The organism is Rhodopila sp., assembly GCF_965277165.1.
GTDB lineage: Bacteria > Pseudomonadota > Alphaproteobacteria > Acetobacterales > Acetobacteraceae > Rhodopila.
In genome coordinates, this window is sequence record NZ_CBDICE010000006.1 from 3,218,238 (window position 1) to 3,235,000 (window position 16,763).

Consider the following 16,763-nt stretch of genomic DNA (forward strand, 5'->3'; position numbering starts at 1 on the left):
AGCGTCAATGATCGTCGAACTGTTCGGTCCACCGGCCGTCGGCAAGACCACCTGCGCCTTCAGGCTGGCCGCTGCGCTGCGCGCGCGCGGCCACCGTGTCGACCTGCTGATGAGCCTCCGGCCTGGAGAGCAGCGGGAGGGCCCGACGTGCGACCCAACGCTTCCGGCCGCGCGGCGCCTGCTTCGCCCGATCTACTTGCTGGGCGCCGATTTGCGCCACGCGGCCCAACATCGCGAACACGTTGCCGCTGCCTGGCACATGCTGGCCGCGATGCCGCCTCGCAGCCCGCTTTGGAGCATCCGGCTGTATCGCTACCTTCTGCACCTGCACTGCGCATGGGAAGCGGCCGCGCGGGCGCCGTACCTGGTGCTGATTGACCAGGGCTTCGTGCAGGCCATCGCCTCCCTGGTACTGCTGTCCGGCTGCCGGAACGAGGCTCGCATTGACCGCGAGTTGACCACCCTGCCAAGGCCAGACCTTCTAATCGGGCTGCAGTCGCCCGCCGCTGTGCTGCGCCAGCGTCTCGCCGAAAGGCTGCCGGCCCAAGGTTGGCTGGAACGTTGGCTGGAGTTGTCGGTGGAAGAGAATTTGCGCTTTGCCGCGGTGCTGGCCGACCTTGCGACGCGACTGCGGCGCCAGGGGCGAAGCCCTGTCTGGCTATCCTCGCCGTACGACGACGTGGATGAAAAGGTTGTGGCGCGGATCGAGCAGATTCTGCCCGCCCAACCCGATCGCCACGGCGTGCGGGAAAACCGTCACGCACCCGCCCGCCGCAGGGGGGGCGCGCCATGATCCAACCGTCGTCGGCGCAACCAGCCGGTTCCGGACCGCTGCTCAAGGGAAAGGCCACGGCCTTCGCCGTCTATGTCTGTGGCGCCGGGCTGACCTACCTGTCACAACTTGTGCTCGCTCGGGTCATAGGCATGGCGGCGTACGGGACCTACGCCTACGTGCTGGGGATCGTTACGCTGCTGGCCTACCTGGCCGCGCTTGGCTTCGATGTGTCGCTGCTTCGCTTCCTGCCCGCCTATCAAAGCCAGCAGCAATGGCGCCTGATGCGGGGCGTTGTGGTTTATGCAGAACGCAGCGCCGCTTGGGCTGGCGGCCTGATCGCGGCAGTCGGGATTGCCGCGATCGTGGCATTCGGACATGTCGCGCGCGACGGAACCATTCTGACATTTGCAGCCGGGTTCGGTTTGATTCCGGTGTATGCGCTGCTGTGGATACGCTGTGCCAGGGTCCGTGCGTTCGGCGGCGTTGCCTCCGCCCTGATCCCCGACCGGGTGATACGGGATGGGTTCGTGCTGGCCGCGGTCCTGCTCGCCGCGCTGTTGCCGACCGGCGCTTTCGGTGCACCCACGGCAATGGCCATCACCCTGCTGGGCGGCATCGCCGGACTTGTCACGGTCACCCGGGCGGTTCGGAACCAGCGGGGACCACAGGACGCGCCGGCGAGGTTGCCCATGGATTCCTATGAACCCAGCTCCGGCGAAATCGGTTTATGGCGGCGTTCGATTTTTCCGCTCGTCGCTATCGCCCTGGCCGAAGTCACGGTCAATCGCGCCGGCTCCCTGGCGCTGACCTGGGCCGGAAGTCCCGCCGAGGCTGGTGTCTATGCCCTTGCGTTCAATCTATCCGCCATCGTCATCCTGCCACGCGTCGCGGTGAATACGCAGTTCGCGCCCATGGTCGCCGATCGCTTTGCCCGCGGCGACACCGAAGGTGTGCAGGCCTTGCTCAATCACGCCAGCCTTTGGGCCCTGCTAGCGGCCGCCAGCATGGCCGCCGCGCTGTGGTTGGTGGCAGCACCCCTGCTACCTCTCGTGTTCGGTCCGGCTGTTGTGGGCGCTCTGCCGGTTCTCGGCATTCTGCTGCTCGGCCAGATCATCGCCAGCGGGGCGGGATCGCAGATTTTTCTGCTGACCATGTCAGGGCAGGAACGGCTGGCGGCCATCGTGCTGATCGGTTTCGCCTTGGCTGATGTTGCCGCCAGCGTGCTGCTGGTGCCGCCGTTCGGCCTGCCCGGTGCCGCCGTGGCGACCTCCGCTTGCCTGGTGGGAATGAACATCGCGATGGCGCTGCTGGTCTGGCGCCGCCTGGGCGTCAAGCCTGGCTCATTCGGAATGCTTGCGAAACCATGGACCATGCGTGCGCTCTCCGCGGCCGCGCGGAATTTGCTTTTTCGAGCGGTACGATGGATGGACCGGCGCAAGCCGGGGCACGTCGACGCACCGGCGAAGCCGAGCCTGATGCGATGAACGGCAACGTTCTGCTCGCCATTGCCCTGATTCTTACCACGGCGTCCCAGTTCCGTGTTGGGGGCCTCCCGTTCGGCCCCGGAGAGCTTTGCCTGGTCGTCTGGCTGGGACTGCGCGCCCCGGAGCTTTTCAGGCAGCCAAGCCCGCCGCTGACACCGGCCTTCTGCCGCATGGGGACATTCTGGCTGCTGCTGACGATAAGCCTGGCCATCGGCACGCTTGTCGGACTCGCCACCGGGGAGATCTACGATCCCAATTGGTTCATGCACGATTGCCTCGCCTATCCGCTGCTGGCGGCGGTTAGTTGTGTCATGGTTTCCGGACCCGAGGCCGCCCGCCGGCTACAGAGCGTGGCCCGGGCGATGATCGCGCTTGGCGTGCCGAGCTTGGCTTTGTTGCTGGCGCAGGCTGCCGGCATCCTGAGCATCCCGTCGATCGAGCCATGGTTCTGGGAACGCTTCCGCGGCTGGTCGGACAATCCCAACCAGCTCGCGGTGCTCTGCCTCAGTCTCGCCGTCGTTGCGCTGCATGGCATCGAAACGGCGCGCCGAGCCGGGCAATGGTGGAGCGCCATGCTGTGCCTGGTCCTTGCGGTATGGGTCGGCCGCCTGTCGCAAAGCGATGGCTGCACGTTTGCCATGCTTGCCGCGGGTCTGGTGTTCGCCGCTATGAAGATGCGGGCCTGGCTGGTGATGCGGGGCCCGCGGCTTATGCTTCGTTCGGCCACCGCTTGGATCATCATCGTGGCCATACCGTTTGCCGCTGCCGCCATGGCCCCAATCGTCCTGTCCAAGCCGGATTCCGTCGGTTTCCTCGTTTCCGGCCTGGAGAAGGACGGCGGCAAATATGCCGACTCCGAGGCCAAGTTGCGCCTTGCGCTTTGGCGCCAGGCACTCGAGCGGAGCGTCAGATCCGGCATGCTTGGCCTGGGACCGGGCCCGCATCTGCAGATGCCGGCGGAGATTGCTGCCGATCACACCAGCGGTATCAACCAGCGTGGCGAGATGCAGTCTCCGCAGCAGGGTGCGGCCGCGAATTACGAAGCTCACAACACGCCGCTGGATCTACTGACCCAGGGCGGGTTGATCTTGGTGATTAGCTTCTTCTGGCTGTTTGGCAGGGCGCTGACCGGGGTCTATCGGTTCCGCTACGCCGGGCTGACCGCCATGCTCTGCGGGCTGGTTCTATTCGGCATGACGGGACTGATCATCCGCCAGCCGCTGGTGTGGTTCGCCATCGCGCTTTGCATGGTCAAGGTCGATGAAGCAGAGCAAGACGCTTGTTCCGTGAATCGCAGCACTTTGGTCGCGCGGCCGCCGGGGCGCGCTCGCGCTGAGCGTCACGCTTAGCGCCGGGGAGGTGGAAGACGCGCTGGTCCGGGCATCGAACACCATCGAACACTGCAAACTCAATACGAACAGCGCACGAAGCGCCGGTAAGTCACAATTCGGGTGGAGCTAAAACATGAGCACGCAAAATCTAGACGAGCGGACCGTCCGATCCTTTGGCGCGGAATGGGCGCATTTCGATCAAAGTCGTATGGCGCACGAGACAAAAACAGAATCCCGCTTCAACGAATACTTTGGTATTTTTCCCTGGAACAGCTTGCCGGAAAACGCGATCGGTGCGGATGTTGGTTGCGGCAGCGGCCGCTGGGCCGCACTGGTCGCCCCCCGTGTTGGGCATTTGCATTGCCTTGATGCCAGCGAAGAAGCCTTGAATGTGGCCCGTCGCAACCTGTCGCGGGCTCATAATTGTACGTTTCACCATGCCAGCGTAGACGTTATGCCTGTCGCGCTGGATTCACTCGACTTCTGCTACTCTTTGGGCGTCTTGCACCATATACCGGACACCAAGGCCGGTATATGGTGCTGCGTTCGGCTCCTGAAGCCCGGCGCCCCATTGTTGCTGTATCTTTATTACGCGCTGGATGATCGCCCGACATGGTTTCGTGCCATTTGGCGAGCTGCGGACCTCGTGCGCCGAATTATCGCTAGCCTGCCGATCAAGGGCAAAAGGTACGTTACCGATGTTATAGCGCTTTGCGTCTATTGGCCCGTGGCCCGCTTTGCCGCTTTGGTACAATGTTTCGGTATAAATCCGACCAGCCTGCCTCTGAATTGGTATAGAGATAAGACACTATACACCATGCGAACGAATGCACTTGACCGGTTCGGAACACCGATCGAACATCGGTTCAGCCGGGCCGAAATTGAAGCAACGTTGCATGAAGCCGGACTCGAGGAAATAACGTTCTCAGACGCGCAGCCGTTCTGGTGCGTGGTAAGCCGGAAGAAAAACAGAAGTCATTAGCTTGAGACCGTCGGTACAAGATTCTCCGCGAAAGGCTGATCAGCGGATGCAACGCTTTTGTCCCACGCTGCAACGGCTCGGTCGACTTACCGCCATTGCCCTTTTTTTGACATTCCTGGGGCCGGCAGTTGCCTCCGCCGAAACGAAGCTGCATTACGCACCCAACCATAACTTCGCCCTGGACGGAGCATTTTCGCCGGCCAGCGCGGGCTTCAACCTGGCAGATGTCTCTGGGCTTCACGAGATAAAGAGACTAAAGCCGAGTGAGCTTGCATTGGTGTGGGTCGGCCGCTGCGGAGGCGTGGACAAAGATTTTCTGCGCATCGTTCGTCCCTATGCCAGGCGCCGGGATCTGTTTGGGTTTTTTCTGATGGACGATCCCGACCCGCGGCTGTTTGCGGAAATAAGGAATCCTTCCCATGCCTGCGCCTCGGGTAACCTCCGAGCGGAAGCCGATTGGATTCACGATAATATCCCTGGGGCCAAGACCATCATTGTGCTGATGAACATGGCCACGACGGTGCAGCCTTCGTTCATCAATACATATGAGCCCGCCAACTCACATGTTGATCTGTTCGGGCTCGCAGCCTACCCATGTCGTTCGAGCCTCCCCCGCTGCGATTACGGGATCATCGATCGTTACGTCGCGGCGGCAGTGGATGCCGGAATTTCACGTGATCGGATCGTGCCGATCTATCAAACCTTTGGCGGCGGAGACTGGAAAACCGAAACCGGCGGACACTACGTATGCCAACCGTACAACAGACTGCCGACATCCTGTCCCGCTGGAGCCAGCTTGTTCCAGCTCCCGAAATGGACATGGCCTATAGTTGGGGCGTGCAAAAAGGCGACGTCGCACTGGAGACAGCGCCCAGCCTTCAGACCTTGTTTGCGCGCTACAACCGAGGCGACGGCATCAAGTAAAGCTCTCAATCGTTGATTTTCGTTTCGGCGATCACCGAAGCAAATCGATCAGAAAGTTGAAACCGAAGCAGCCATGCTGATGCTGATTAGATCGTTGTCATAGGAATTACAGATTCGGGCCGTGGTTCGGTTTATGGCTTGGCTCCCGACTCTCAATATTGCTCGGGAAAACTGAGCTTTCAGAAAACTGGTAACCGTATTTAAAGCGTGAACTTTCGATCTACATCTTTATTAGTCTCCCCTTGTCCGGGGGCAATGATACATTGTTGGCTTGTTCGGGCTAATGGCCGAGTTTGTGTCGATCACCGGGGGACTACAGCATGGCCAGCGCGCCAATAAGCAGCACTCTACGTCCTTTCGCCGGCGTGCGTCCTGCCACGCCGCCAGCACTGCCGCCGCGACCTATCGTTCCTAACGAACAAAACCATCAGCTTTCGCCGTTGCCGGCTCACCGGCCCGCGCCCGCAGTGGCTAATCCGCCACCGATCACGCCCCTCGCCAACCCGCAACAGCAACTGGCCCCCCTCGTCAGCGGCAGGACGATCAGCACCAGCATCAGCGGTCCGGTAACTCTTCGCAGCACGGACAACCCGCTCACCATTACCAAAACCGGCAAGGTGACATCGACCGGCACCGGGGCTGACGGTGTCGATGGGCCGTCCGGAACGACCTGGACAATTACCAATGCTGGCACCGTCACGTCTTCCGCCGCTTATGGAATCAGGCTCGCCGGACGCGGTACCGTCACCAACTCGGGACTGATTTCTGGCCGAGATGGTGTCGGGCTCGATGCCGGCGGAAACGTGACGAACGCAGCCGGCGGGTCGATTGTTGCGAACGGTACCGTAGGCGGCGGACTGTCTATCGGGGATGGCATTTACGTTACCGGCACGACCGGAGCCGTCGCGAACTACGGCAGCGTAAGCGCAGGCGCTTATGGCGTAGGACTGGGACATGGCGGCAGTGTGACCAATGTCAGCGTCATCTCCGGCGGCGAAGACGGGATCATCATCCAGGGCGGTTCAGGCACCATCGTGAACTCTGGTCGCGTCACCGCATCGGTCGACGACGGCGTCGCCGAATTCTCCGGCGGCAGCGTCAACAACAAGGCTGGCGCGTCCATTGTCGGCGGTGGTGCCCAGGGGGCCGGCGTCTTCATCAGCGGCGGTGCAGGCACGGTGACCAACGCCGGCACAGTCAGCGGCCCGCACCTCGGCGTGTTCATGATTGCGGGCGGCAGCGTTACCAATGCCGCCGGCGCATCCATAACAGGCAACTCTGCCGCCGTCGCCTTTAGCAATGTGGCCGGCACCGTCACCAATTCGGGCAGCATCAAGGCCAGCGGCGCCGCCGGTGCCGATCTTGAGGCCGGCGGCAGCGTACAGAACAACACCACGGCATCATCAATATCGGGCAGCCTGTTCGGCGTCTTCATTGCTGGCGCGGTCGGCAGTGTGAGCAATGCCGGCATCATCAGCGGCGGCACCTATGATGGTGTAGCCCTCTCGGCCGGGGGCAGTGTCACCAATGCCGCGGGCGGAACGATTTCCGGCGGCAGCGCCGGCGTCTATGTCGGATACAAAGGTGCCGGAACGATCACCAATACCGGCACCGTCACCGGAACCGGCGCCGGAATCGATCTCGGCGACGGCGGGTCGGTGACCAATAACGCCGCCGGCCTGGTCTCAGGCGGCAGCGGCATCTTCGTCTCAGGCGCGTCCGGATCGGTCACCAACACCGGCAACGTCAAAGGAACCAGCAGTATCGGTATCGATCTTGCCGCGGGCGGTAGCATCACAAACGCCGCCTCCGCGACTGTTTCTGGCGCCGTGTCCGGTATCTTTTCCAGCAGCCGATCGGTCACCCTGAATAACGCCGGCAGCGTTAACGGCGCAGGCGGTGCCGGCGCCGATCTCGAGGGTGGCGCAAGTATCACAAACACCGCCGGCGCCTCGATTTCCGGCACCCAGGAGGGCATCTTCGTCACTGGCGGTGCCGGCGCGGTTAGCAACTCAGGCAGCATCTCCGGTCCACGCGGTGTGGTCCTGGAGGCAGGCGGAAGCGTCACGAACAATGCGGGGGGATCGGTATTGGGCCCGACTACAGCCGTCCTGATCCAGGGCGGCGCCGCGACCCTGAGCAACTCTGGTTTGATCAGCGCAGCGGGGTCCGGTGGCACCGGCGCCGATATCGAGAACGGTGGCAGCATCACCAACGCGGCGAACGCGTCGCTCTCGGGAGCCACGTTCGGCCTCTTCGTCACCGGGGGCCTCGGCACAGTCAGCAATTCGGGGTCGATTGCCGGAAACAACAACATTGCCATCGACCTGACCGGCGGAGGAAGCGTCACCAATACCGCCGGCGCATCCATTTCCAGCGCGGGCTTCGGCGTCGCTGTCTATGGTAGCGGAGGAACCGTCACAAACGCCGGCACCATCTCCGGCGGGATCGCTTCTGTCGAGTTTGGCAACAGCGGCGCCAATCGGCTGATCGTCGATCCAGGGGCGGTGTTCAACGGCTCCGTTGTCGGGGGCACCGGCAGCAATACACTGGAGCTTGCCGCTGGTGGCACCGGCAGCATCAGCGGTATCAACAGCAGCAACTTCACCAATTTTGGCACTGCGGTTGTTGATTTGGGGGCGAACTGGACGATGACCGGGACCAATACCATCGCCACCGTGCTGGATACTGGCACCCTGGCGGTTGCAGGCTTCTTGGATGTCAGCACTTCGATCGATCCAGCCAGCTCCGGTCTGTTCCGGCTGACCAACTCAGCGAGCCTGGAGATCGCCGCCGCGCTCGGAATTAACACCAAGATCAGTTTCTCGACCAGCAGCGATCTGCTGATCGACAACACGGGATCCTTCGGCGTCAACGTGGGGACCTCGAACTATGCCGGGCCACTGCTTGAACAATTTGGCGGAAGCGAAGTTGATCTGAAGAACTTCGGGGCAGCGGGAGCGGTCCTCAATTTTAACAACACGAACGGCCTGCTGCAGATCGCCAACGCCGGCAGTCAGGCAGCGTCGTTGCGGTTCGATACGTCCAGTCTGGGCAGCGGCGCATTCCATATCGCCTCTGACGGAGCCAGCGGTGCACTCGTTACCTACACCTGAACCCAGCGAATTACTCTTGAACGTCGTATCGACGATCGCCATGATCGCGTTGAACTTGGAGCCTGCCGAACAATGTCGCCATTGTTGAGCTGACCTCTTGGATCCGCTTGCGCTCTGCCCGTGCGACAGCGGTCTCCGGCACGGCAGTTGCTGTGCGTTACCGTATGTGGCCCCACCCGCGCCGAATTCGCTTCGCCATTTGGCTCCGCTGGTCCAGCGCGCGACTGAGGCGAATCGCGACGGTGACGCGAAGGTCGCGGAGCGTCTATGTCTCGATGTTCTGGAACTCGTCCCAATCGAGCGGGACGCGCTGCGCGTGTTGTACAATATCCGCAAGGCCGAAACTCGGCACCACGCAGTCGAGTCCCTGATCCGACGCCTCGTTGCGCTCGATGCCAATGATTTCTGGGCGGTCAATGAGCTGGCGCTGATGCTGCTGAACAAGGGTAACATCGCAGAAGCAGAGGTCCACGCCCGCAATGCGGTTCGCCTCGCGCCGCAGAACCCGCAGGCACACAACTTGATGGGCATGGTCCTGACAGAAGCCCACAAACCGCACCTCGGGGAGTATCACTATCGTCGCGTAATCGATCTGTCCGGCCGGCGTGACCCAATCTTGCTGGCGAATTTGGCGTGGAATCTGAAAACTCAAGGTAAGATGACAGAGGCGCGCCGTCTCTACGAGGAGTCGGCGGGACAGGCGCCCGACGTTCCCCAGACGATGCTGGGCTGGGCCAGAATGGAAGAAGCCGATCGGCAGTTCGGAAACGCCACCGCCATACTGGATCGCGCGCAAGCCAAGTTCCCGGACGATCCCGGCCTGCTACTCGCACGAGCGGTGCTCTTGCGCCGCACTGGGCGCTATGAGCAGGCACTCGAGACCTTGCAAACAATCGCCCATGCCAGTCGTAACGGTAGTCTGAGCTCTGACGAGTTGCTGGAGAAAGGCGCATTGCTCGACCGGATGGGCCGTTACGAAGAGGCTTTCGCCGCGTTCGAGGAGGGCAAGCGCCTGACCTGCGAGCTGACCGGCACCCGTTATCAGTCCGAACAGGCGCGGCAATTGTCGCATCGGCTTGGCGGTTTCTTCACCGCCAAACGGCTGGCGACCCTGCCGCGTGTCACCGATTCTTCCGAGCAAACGAAACCAATCTTTGTTCTAGGTTTTCCGCGCTCCGGCACAACTTTGGTGGAACAGATGTTGTCGGCGCATCCCCGTATTTCCGCGGGCGATGAGTTGCCATTGATCAATGAAATCACCGTCAGGATGCCGGGCATGTTCGATAGCCCATTGCCGTATCCTGAGGCTTTGGCCGAATTGTGGATGGCCGATCACCGTGACGGGCTGGATAAGCTCCGCGATTACTATCTCGATCAAGTAGGTCGCCGCGGCATCATGAAACCGGGAGCGGCTTGGCTAACCGACAAGATGCCGCTGAACGAAATGCACCTTGGCCTCATAGCGCTGGTTTTTCCCACGGCGCCGCTGGTCCACGTGATGCGGCACCCACTCGACGTCGTGTTGTCGGTATTTGCCACCCAGCTCACGCACGGGTTCTGTTGCTCGTATGAACTGGAGACAGTGGCGCGGCATTACGTCCTGGTCATGCACCTGGTCGAGCACTACCGGCATGAGATGGCGCTTCGATATCTGACGATCCGTTACGAAGATATGGTTTATGATCAGGAGGCCACAGTGCGGCGGCTGCTGGACTTCATTGGAGAGCCGTTCGATGCAAGATGCTTGCGCTTCCATGAAAATCTTCGTTACGCGCGCACAGCCAGTTACGCGCAGGTTTCGCAGAAGCTATACGATCGCTCTATATTCCGATATCGGAATTATATCGCCCAGATCGAGGCAGTCATTCCAATATTGCAGCCAGTAATTGAGCAACTTGGCTACAAGGTGGACTAATCCATGTGTTTCATAGCTTCATCTTCCGCGAGCCATGGAGCGGGTGTCAACGCCGGTTGAAAACTGACCCACCAGTGGCGGGGGGGCTGGAGTGCGCCCCTGCGGGTGGACAGTTTGAGTTCGTAGATTTGACCCCCCTGATCGGGCTTCTGGAGACTAGAAGCCATGACCAAGCATCGTTCCCATAGTGCGGCGTTCAAGCGGCAGGTAGCCGAGGAATTCATCGCCGGGGAGGCGCTGCATGCGCTGTCCAAGCGCCACGACATCTCGCGCCAGCTGATCCGGATCTGGGTTGGCAAGTTTGAAGCCGGGGCGTTGGATGATGATGTCCAGGCGGCTGACCTGCTTCAGGAATACGAAGCCAAGATCGCAGCTCTGGAGCGGATGGTCGGTCGCCAGGCGCTGGAGATCGAGATGCTAAAGGGGGCTCTCAAGCAGGCACCCCGGCCGAAAAGCGCGAATACCTCCGTCGTCACCGGCCCCGTGGCATCACCGCCCGCCGGGGGTGCGAACTGATGGGGCTGGCGCGCTCGACGTTCTACGACGCACCGCCCATCGCGGCGTCTCAGGACGATCTCGTCCAACGGATCAGCAAGATCTGTGACGAATTTGAGTGCTACGGGTACCGACGGGTGAGTGCGGCCCTCCGCCACCAGGGTATGGTGGTGAATAGCAAGAAGATCCGCCGCCTGATGCGCGAGCATGATCTGCAACCGAAGCGCCGCCGACGGCATGTCGTCACCACCGACAGCAACCATGCCAGCCCGATCTTCAAGAACCTGACCAAGGGCCTGGTGGTCGAGCGCTCCAATCAGCTCTGGATCGCGGACCTGACCTATGTGGCGATCCCGGGTGGCTTCGTCTATCTCGCCGCCATCCTGGACGCCTGGTCGCGCAAAGTGATCGGCTACGCCATCAGCCGATCGATGGATGCCCGGATTGCGATCGCCGCCTTCAAGGCCGCCATCCGCCTGCGTCAGCCGCCCAAGGATTGTGTTCACCATTCCGATCGGGGGGCGCAATACGCGTCGGACGCCTATCGCACTTTGATTGCCGAGTACGGCCTAAAAGGTTCGATGAGCCGACGCGGCAATCCCTATGATAATGCCAAAGCCGAGAGCTTCATGAAAACCTTGAAGGTCGAGGCGGTTTACTTGGCAGCCTATGAAACCTTCGAGGATGTTACCGCCGGTCTTCCACGCTTCATCGACGAGGTCTACAACACCAAACGACTGCATTCAGCGCTTGGCTATCTCAGCCCGGCCCAGTTTGAGGATCAACACACCCGCCAGACGGTCAAAATGCTGGCTTGATTCTGTCCACCCGCAGGGGCGCACTCCACGCCAAGTGAACAGCAGGCCCGGATAGACATCGTGCCGAGCCGCAATCTGGTTGACCGACGCGCCGGGCTCCAGGGTCTCGCCAACAATCTTCAGCTTGTCCTCGACGCTCCACCGACGCCGACGCTCACGCCCCGTGATGATCTCAACAGCTCCGTCCGCCATGACCTTGAACACACCTTAAAGCTAATCTTAAGGTGTTGCCCTGCCAGAACTCGTCATTCGCCAACAGGCGCGGCTGACCGGACGCATACGCACTAGGGTCTGCCGTCAATTAAGGACTGGCGTGTTGAGTCCAGCGTGCAACAGCTAAGCGTAAATCGGTTGTCCAGGCAAACTAGGAGATTCCGGCGCGGCGCATTCTTCGATTCGTAGGCGGTCAGCTTGATCGAAAGGCTGACCGATGCGCCGCTATGGCTTGCGTGATGACCAGTGGGACCGGATCAAGACCCTGTTGCCGGGACAGCCGGGGACGGTGGGAGCGAACGCCGCGGACAACCGTTTGTTCATCGAGGCGATGCTCTACCGATACCGCGCCGGGATTCCCTGGCGCGACCTTCCGGAACGCTATGGTGACTGGAAAAACGTCCACCGACGCTTCAGTCGTTGGGCAAAGTCCGGCGTTTTGCTGCGGGTTTTCGAGCCTCTCGCCGGCGATGCCGACAACCAATACGCGATGATCGACAGCACCATCGTGCGGGCTCATCAGCATAGCGCCGGGGCTAAAAAAAAGCCGGCGCGGACCAAGCGATCGGCCGCTCGCGGGGTGGACTGAGCACCAAGATCCACACCCTGGTCGATGCGCTTGGCAATCCAGTTGGCTTCCATTTGACCGGCGGCGAGGTCCACGATTTGGTCGGAGCTGACCATCTGTTGCCGGATATGGCCGCCCATACTCTGATCGCCGATAAGGCATTCGATGCCGATACCCGGGTCATCGAGCCGCTGGCCGAAGCCGGCAAGAGCACGGTGATCCCGCCACGGGCCAACCGACGCGCGACTCGCCCGTTCGACCGCGACCTCTACAAGGCGCGCCATCTGATCGAGAATTTCTTCGCCAAACTCAAACAGTTCCGCGCTATCGCCACGCGCTACGACAAGACCGCCCGCAACTTCCTCGCCGCCGTCTATCTCGCCGCCAGCGCGATTTGGCTCAATTGACGACAGGCCCTACGGTATTTTGAATCAAAAAGCCGTCAGCGGTGAGGCTGACGGCGTTGGTATTGTTGGACAATCTGGTTGCGGGGACAGGATTTGAACCTGTGACCTTCAGGTTATGAGCCTGACGAGCTACCGGGCTGCTCCACCCCGCGGTAGAAGAGGTGTGTTGTCTCGGACGGGCGATACGGGCGTGCCGCCGTCTCTGAGGTTGGCTGGGTCTTAGCTAGCTAGGTCCTGGTGGCCTGGGTCCGATGGCCTTGCTACCTACGCCTGGTGTCTCAAGTGTTGGGTATTGGGCTAGATTGGAAGACCTGGCGGCGACCTACTCTCCCGTGCCTTGAGACACAGTACCATGGGCGCTGGGGACTTTCACGGCCGAGTTCGGGATGGGATCGGGTGTAGGCTCCCCGCCATGGCCACCAGGTCGTCCAGTCCAGCCCTGTTCAGTGGTCAGGGTATCAGGCTGGCGGGACGGATCGGTTCTGGGTGTGTGTCGTGCGGTGTGCTCGCCGCCGCCCGCCGGTTTCGCCCGCCGGGCGGTCTCAGGCGAGGTCTGTCCGGGGATATTTTCCCTGCGGATATTTTCCCTGCGGATAAGTTCCACTGGGATCATTTCCACTGGGATCATTCCCTGGGGATGATTTCCATGCATGGTGTGTCGCGTCGGATCGTCGGCGGCCATTGCTGACCACGGGCGGCTGACCACTGACCGCTGCTATCGAGTCTTTGGGCGATTAGGACCAGTTAGCTGAGGACGTTGCCGCCCGTATACATCTGGCCTATCGACGTGATGGTCTATCACGGCCCTCTCGGGGTTGCCCCCTGGGAGACCTGGTTTTGAGGTAAGTTTCCCGCTTAGATGCTTTCAGCGGTTATCTTGTCCAGACATAGCTACCCGGCGGTGCCACTGGCGTGACAACCGGTGCACCAGAGGTCTGTTCATCCCGGTCCTCTCGTACTAGGGACAAATCCTCTCAAGTCTCCTTCACCCACGGCAGATAGGGACCGAACTGTCTCACGACGTTCTAAACCCAGCTCACGTACCACTTTAATCGGCGAACAGCCGAACCCTTGGGACCTGCTCCAGCCCCAGGATGTGATGAGCCGACATCGAGGTGCCAAACCTCCCCGTCGATGTGGACTCTTGGGGGAGATCAGCCTGTTATCCCTAGAGTACCTTTTATCCGTTGAGCGATGGCCCTTCCACGCGGGACCACCGGATCACTATGGCCGACTTTCGTCTCTGCTCGAGCTGTCACTCTCGCAGTCAGGCGGGCTTGTGCCATTGCACTCAGCAGCCGATGTCCGACCGGCCTGAGCCCACCATCGCGCGCCTCCGTTACATTTTGGGAGGCGACCGCCCCAGTCAAACTGCCCACCATGCAGGGTCCCGGACCGGGCTGACCGGTCGCGGTTAGACATCAGCAGAGCTCAGGGTGGTATTTCAAGGCTGGCTCCACCGAGGCTAGCGCCCCGGCTTCAAAGCCTCCCACCTATCCTACACAGCTCTCTTCTGAGGCCACTGCAAAGCTGCAGTAAAGGTTCATAGGGTCTTTCCGTCTGACCGCGGGTACCCCGCATCTTCACGGGGAATTCAATTTCGCTGAGCCGATGCTGGAGACAGTGGGGAAGTCGTTACGCCATTCGTGCAGGTCGGAACTTACCCGACAAGGAATTTCGCTACCTTAGGACCGTTATAGTTACGGCCGCCGTTTACCGGGGCTTCAATTCGATGCTTGCACATCTCCTCTTAACCTTCCGGCACCGGGCAGGCGTCAGACCCTATACGTCGTCTCTCGACTTCGCAGAGCCCTGTGTTTTTACTAAACAGTCGCTACCCCCTGCTTTGTGCCACCCACCCCTGGTTGCCCAAGTGTGGGTCTCGCTTATCCCGAAGTTACGCGAGCAATTTGCCTAGTTCCTTCAGCATCGTTCTCTCAAGCGCCTTGGTATGCTCTACCAGTCCACCTGTGTCGGTTTCGGGTACGGTCTATACGCTGGAGCTATTTCCCGGAACAATGTGGTTGCACGGACAATCCGATAAGTCCGCACAACGTCGATCATTCGTCACTTCCAGCAGGCCGGGGAGTATTAACCCCGTTCCCATCGACTACGGCTTTCGCCCTCGCCTTAGGGGCCGGCTCACCCTGCGCGGATTAACCTTGCGCAGGAACCCTTGGACTTTCGGCGACAGAGTTTCTCACTCTGTTTGTCGCTACTCATGTCAGCATTCGCACTTCCGATACCTCCATCCCCCCTCACGGGCAGAACTTCGCAGGCTTACGGAACGCTCCGCTACCGCGCATCTTTCGATGCACCCACAGCTTCGGTACGTGGCTTGAGCCCCGTTACATCTTCGGCGCAGGATTTCTTGATTAGACCAGTGAGCTATTACGCTTTCTTTAAAGGATGGCTGCTTCTAAGCCAACCTCCTGGTTGTTTTGGAATTCCCACATCCTTTCCCACTTAGCCACGATTTGGGGACCTTAGCTGGTGGTCTGGGCTGTTTCCCTCTCGACGACGGACCTTAGCACCCGCCGTCTGTCTGCCACGCTATACGTCCGGGTATTCGGAGTTTGGTTAGGTTTGGTAAGACTTTGGGTCCCCCTAGCCCATCCAGTGCTCTACCCCCCGGAGTAAACACATGACGATCTACCTCAATAGATTTCGCGGAGAACCAGCTATTTCCGAGTTTGATTGGCCTTTCACCCCTAGCCACAGCTCATCCCCGACTTTTTCAACAGGCGTGGGTTCGGCCCTCCAGTGCGTGTTACCGCACCTTCAGCCTGGCCATGGCTAGATCACTCGGTTTCGGGTCTTCCGCCCGCGACTGAACGCCCTGTTCAGACTCGCTTTCGCTGCGCCTTCGCCTACCGGCTTAAGCTCGCCGCGAACGGAAACTCGCTGACCCATTATACAAAAGGTACGCCGTCACGACACGCCGCGCTCGCACGCGAGGCCGCTCCGACTGCTTGTAGGCATCCGGTTTCAGGTCTCTTTCACTCCCCTTTCGGGGTGCTTTTCACCTTTCCCTCACGGTACTTGTTCGCTATCGGTCACCAGGGAGTATTTAGGCTTGGAGGGTGGTCCCCCCATGTTCAGACAGGATTTCACGTGTCCCGCCCTACTCAAGGATCTTCGCCACTTTACGCATACGGGGCTATCACCCGCTATGGCCGGACTTTCCAGACCGTTCTGCTTATCTTGCGAAGACCACTGGCCTGTTCCGCGTTCGCTCGCCACTACTAGCGGAATCTCTGTTGATGTCTGTTCCTCCGGGTACTGAGATGTTTCAGTTCCCCGGGTTCGCCTCTTCACACTATGGATTCATGTGAAGATACCCTTTCGGGTGGGTTGCCCCATTCGGACATCCACGGATCAACGCCTGCTCGCGGCTCCCCGTGGCTTTTCGCAGCGTGCCACGTCCTTCATCGCCTCCTGGTGCCAAGGCATCCACCGAATGCCCTTATTATACTCGATATCGCGGACCCGGCGCCGAAGCGCCAAGCCGCACCATGCACAGAAACCATCCCCAGAGGCAGTCTTTGGTGTCAGTCTTTAGGTGACAATCTTCAGGTCGTCGGGTGTCAGGAACAACCGCAACCCTCGACAAAGCCACCCTCGACAGTACCACCCTCGACTGTTCGGGGACAGTCCCGCAAATCTTCACTCCGCACATAACAGGATCTCGTTCGCTCGGCCGTCTACCCATCACTCGCACGCACCAATCACTCG

At 60.7% G+C, this 16,763-nt stretch carries 11 protein-coding genes, 1 tRNA gene and 2 rRNA genes; 10 read left to right on the forward strand and 4 right to left on the reverse strand.

Annotation, left to right across the window (positions count from 1 at the left end):
* Window positions 1-7: 7 nt before the first annotated feature.
* From ACQY4Y_RS26855 to ACQY4Y_RS26895, 9 genes are all read left to right on the forward strand, one after another.
* The gene (locus ACQY4Y_RS26855; RefSeq protein WP_428493617.1) at window positions 8-793 is read left to right on the forward strand and encodes a hypothetical protein; all 786 of its coding nucleotides are present in this window, start codon (window positions 8-10) and stop codon (window positions 791-793) included.
* On the forward strand, window positions 790-2,259 hold the full coding sequence (locus ACQY4Y_RS26860; RefSeq protein ID WP_428493618.1) for a lipopolysaccharide biosynthesis protein: 1,470 nt from the start codon (window positions 790-792) through the stop codon (window positions 2,257-2,259). The genes ACQY4Y_RS26855 and ACQY4Y_RS26860 overlap by 4 nt, the downstream gene beginning before the upstream one ends.
* On the forward strand, window positions 2,256-3,608 hold the full coding sequence (locus ACQY4Y_RS26865; RefSeq protein ID WP_428493619.1) for an O-antigen ligase family protein: 1,353 nt from the start codon (window positions 2,256-2,258) through the stop codon (window positions 3,606-3,608). The genes ACQY4Y_RS26860 and ACQY4Y_RS26865 overlap by 4 nt, the downstream gene beginning before the upstream one ends.
* Window positions 3,609-3,723: 115 nt before the next feature.
* Window positions 3,724-4,572: a class I SAM-dependent methyltransferase gene (locus ACQY4Y_RS26870; RefSeq protein ID WP_428493620.1), complete on the forward strand. Its 849-nt coding sequence runs from the start codon at window positions 3,724-3,726 to the stop codon at window positions 4,570-4,572.
* Window positions 4,573-4,618: 46 nt separating this feature from the next.
* Entirely contained in the window at window positions 4,619-5,512 is an 894-nt protein-coding gene (locus ACQY4Y_RS26875; RefSeq protein ID WP_428493621.1) for a hypothetical protein, read from the forward strand.
* A gap of 304 nt (window positions 5,513-5,816) precedes the next feature.
* A complete protein-coding gene (locus ACQY4Y_RS26880; RefSeq protein WP_428493622.1) occupies window positions 5,817-8,612 on the forward strand; it encodes a beta strand repeat-containing protein in 2,796 nt (931 codons plus the stop codon).
* A gap of 199 nt (window positions 8,613-8,811) precedes the next feature.
* Window positions 8,812-10,527, forward strand: a complete 1,716-nt coding sequence (locus ACQY4Y_RS26885; protein ID WP_428493623.1) for a sulfotransferase — start codon at window positions 8,812-8,814, stop codon at window positions 10,525-10,527.
* A gap of 165 nt (window positions 10,528-10,692) precedes the next feature.
* On the forward strand, window positions 10,693-11,043 hold the full coding sequence (locus ACQY4Y_RS26890) for a transposase (protein ID WP_428489847.1): 351 nt from the start codon (window positions 10,693-10,695) through the stop codon (window positions 11,041-11,043).
* Window positions 11,016-11,840 (forward strand): IS3 family transposase, encoded by an 825-nt coding sequence (locus ACQY4Y_RS26895; RefSeq protein ID WP_428490752.1) that lies wholly within the window; start codon window positions 11,016-11,018, stop codon window positions 11,838-11,840. Before ACQY4Y_RS26890 ends, ACQY4Y_RS26895 begins: the two co-directional genes overlap by 28 nt.
* On the opposite strand, the gene ACQY4Y_RS26900 is transcribed toward ACQY4Y_RS26895, so the two are convergent.
* Window positions 11,766-12,032, reverse strand: coding sequence for a transposase (locus ACQY4Y_RS26900; protein ID WP_428493685.1), 267 nt, complete (start codon window positions 12,030-12,032; stop codon window positions 11,766-11,768). The two genes, ACQY4Y_RS26895 and ACQY4Y_RS26900, sit on opposite strands and share 75 nt — an antisense overlap.
* A 238-nt stretch (window positions 12,033-12,270) precedes the next feature.
* On the opposite strand from ACQY4Y_RS26900, the gene ACQY4Y_RS26905 reads away from it, so the two are divergent.
* A protein-coding gene (locus ACQY4Y_RS26905; protein ID WP_428492458.1) for an IS5 family transposase occupies window positions 12,271-13,028 on the forward strand; the annotation gives its coding sequence in 2 pieces (ribosomal slippage) (window positions 12,271-12,601 and window positions 12,601-13,028; 759 coding nt in all).
* A 75-nt stretch (window positions 13,029-13,103) separates the two neighbouring features.
* Here ACQY4Y_RS26905 and ACQY4Y_RS26910 read toward each other — a convergent pair.
* From ACQY4Y_RS26910 to ACQY4Y_RS26920, 3 genes are all read right to left on the reverse strand, one after another.
* Window positions 13,104-13,180: transfer RNA gene (locus tag ACQY4Y_RS26910), tRNA-Met, on the reverse strand.
* Window positions 13,181-13,337: 157 nt separating this feature from the next.
* Window positions 13,338-13,452, reverse strand: a 5S ribosomal RNA gene (gene rrf / locus ACQY4Y_RS26915).
* A 290-nt stretch (window positions 13,453-13,742) separates the two neighbouring features.
* Window positions 13,743-16,509 (reverse strand): 23S ribosomal RNA (locus ACQY4Y_RS26920).
* Window positions 16,510-16,763: the final 254 nt, after the last annotated feature.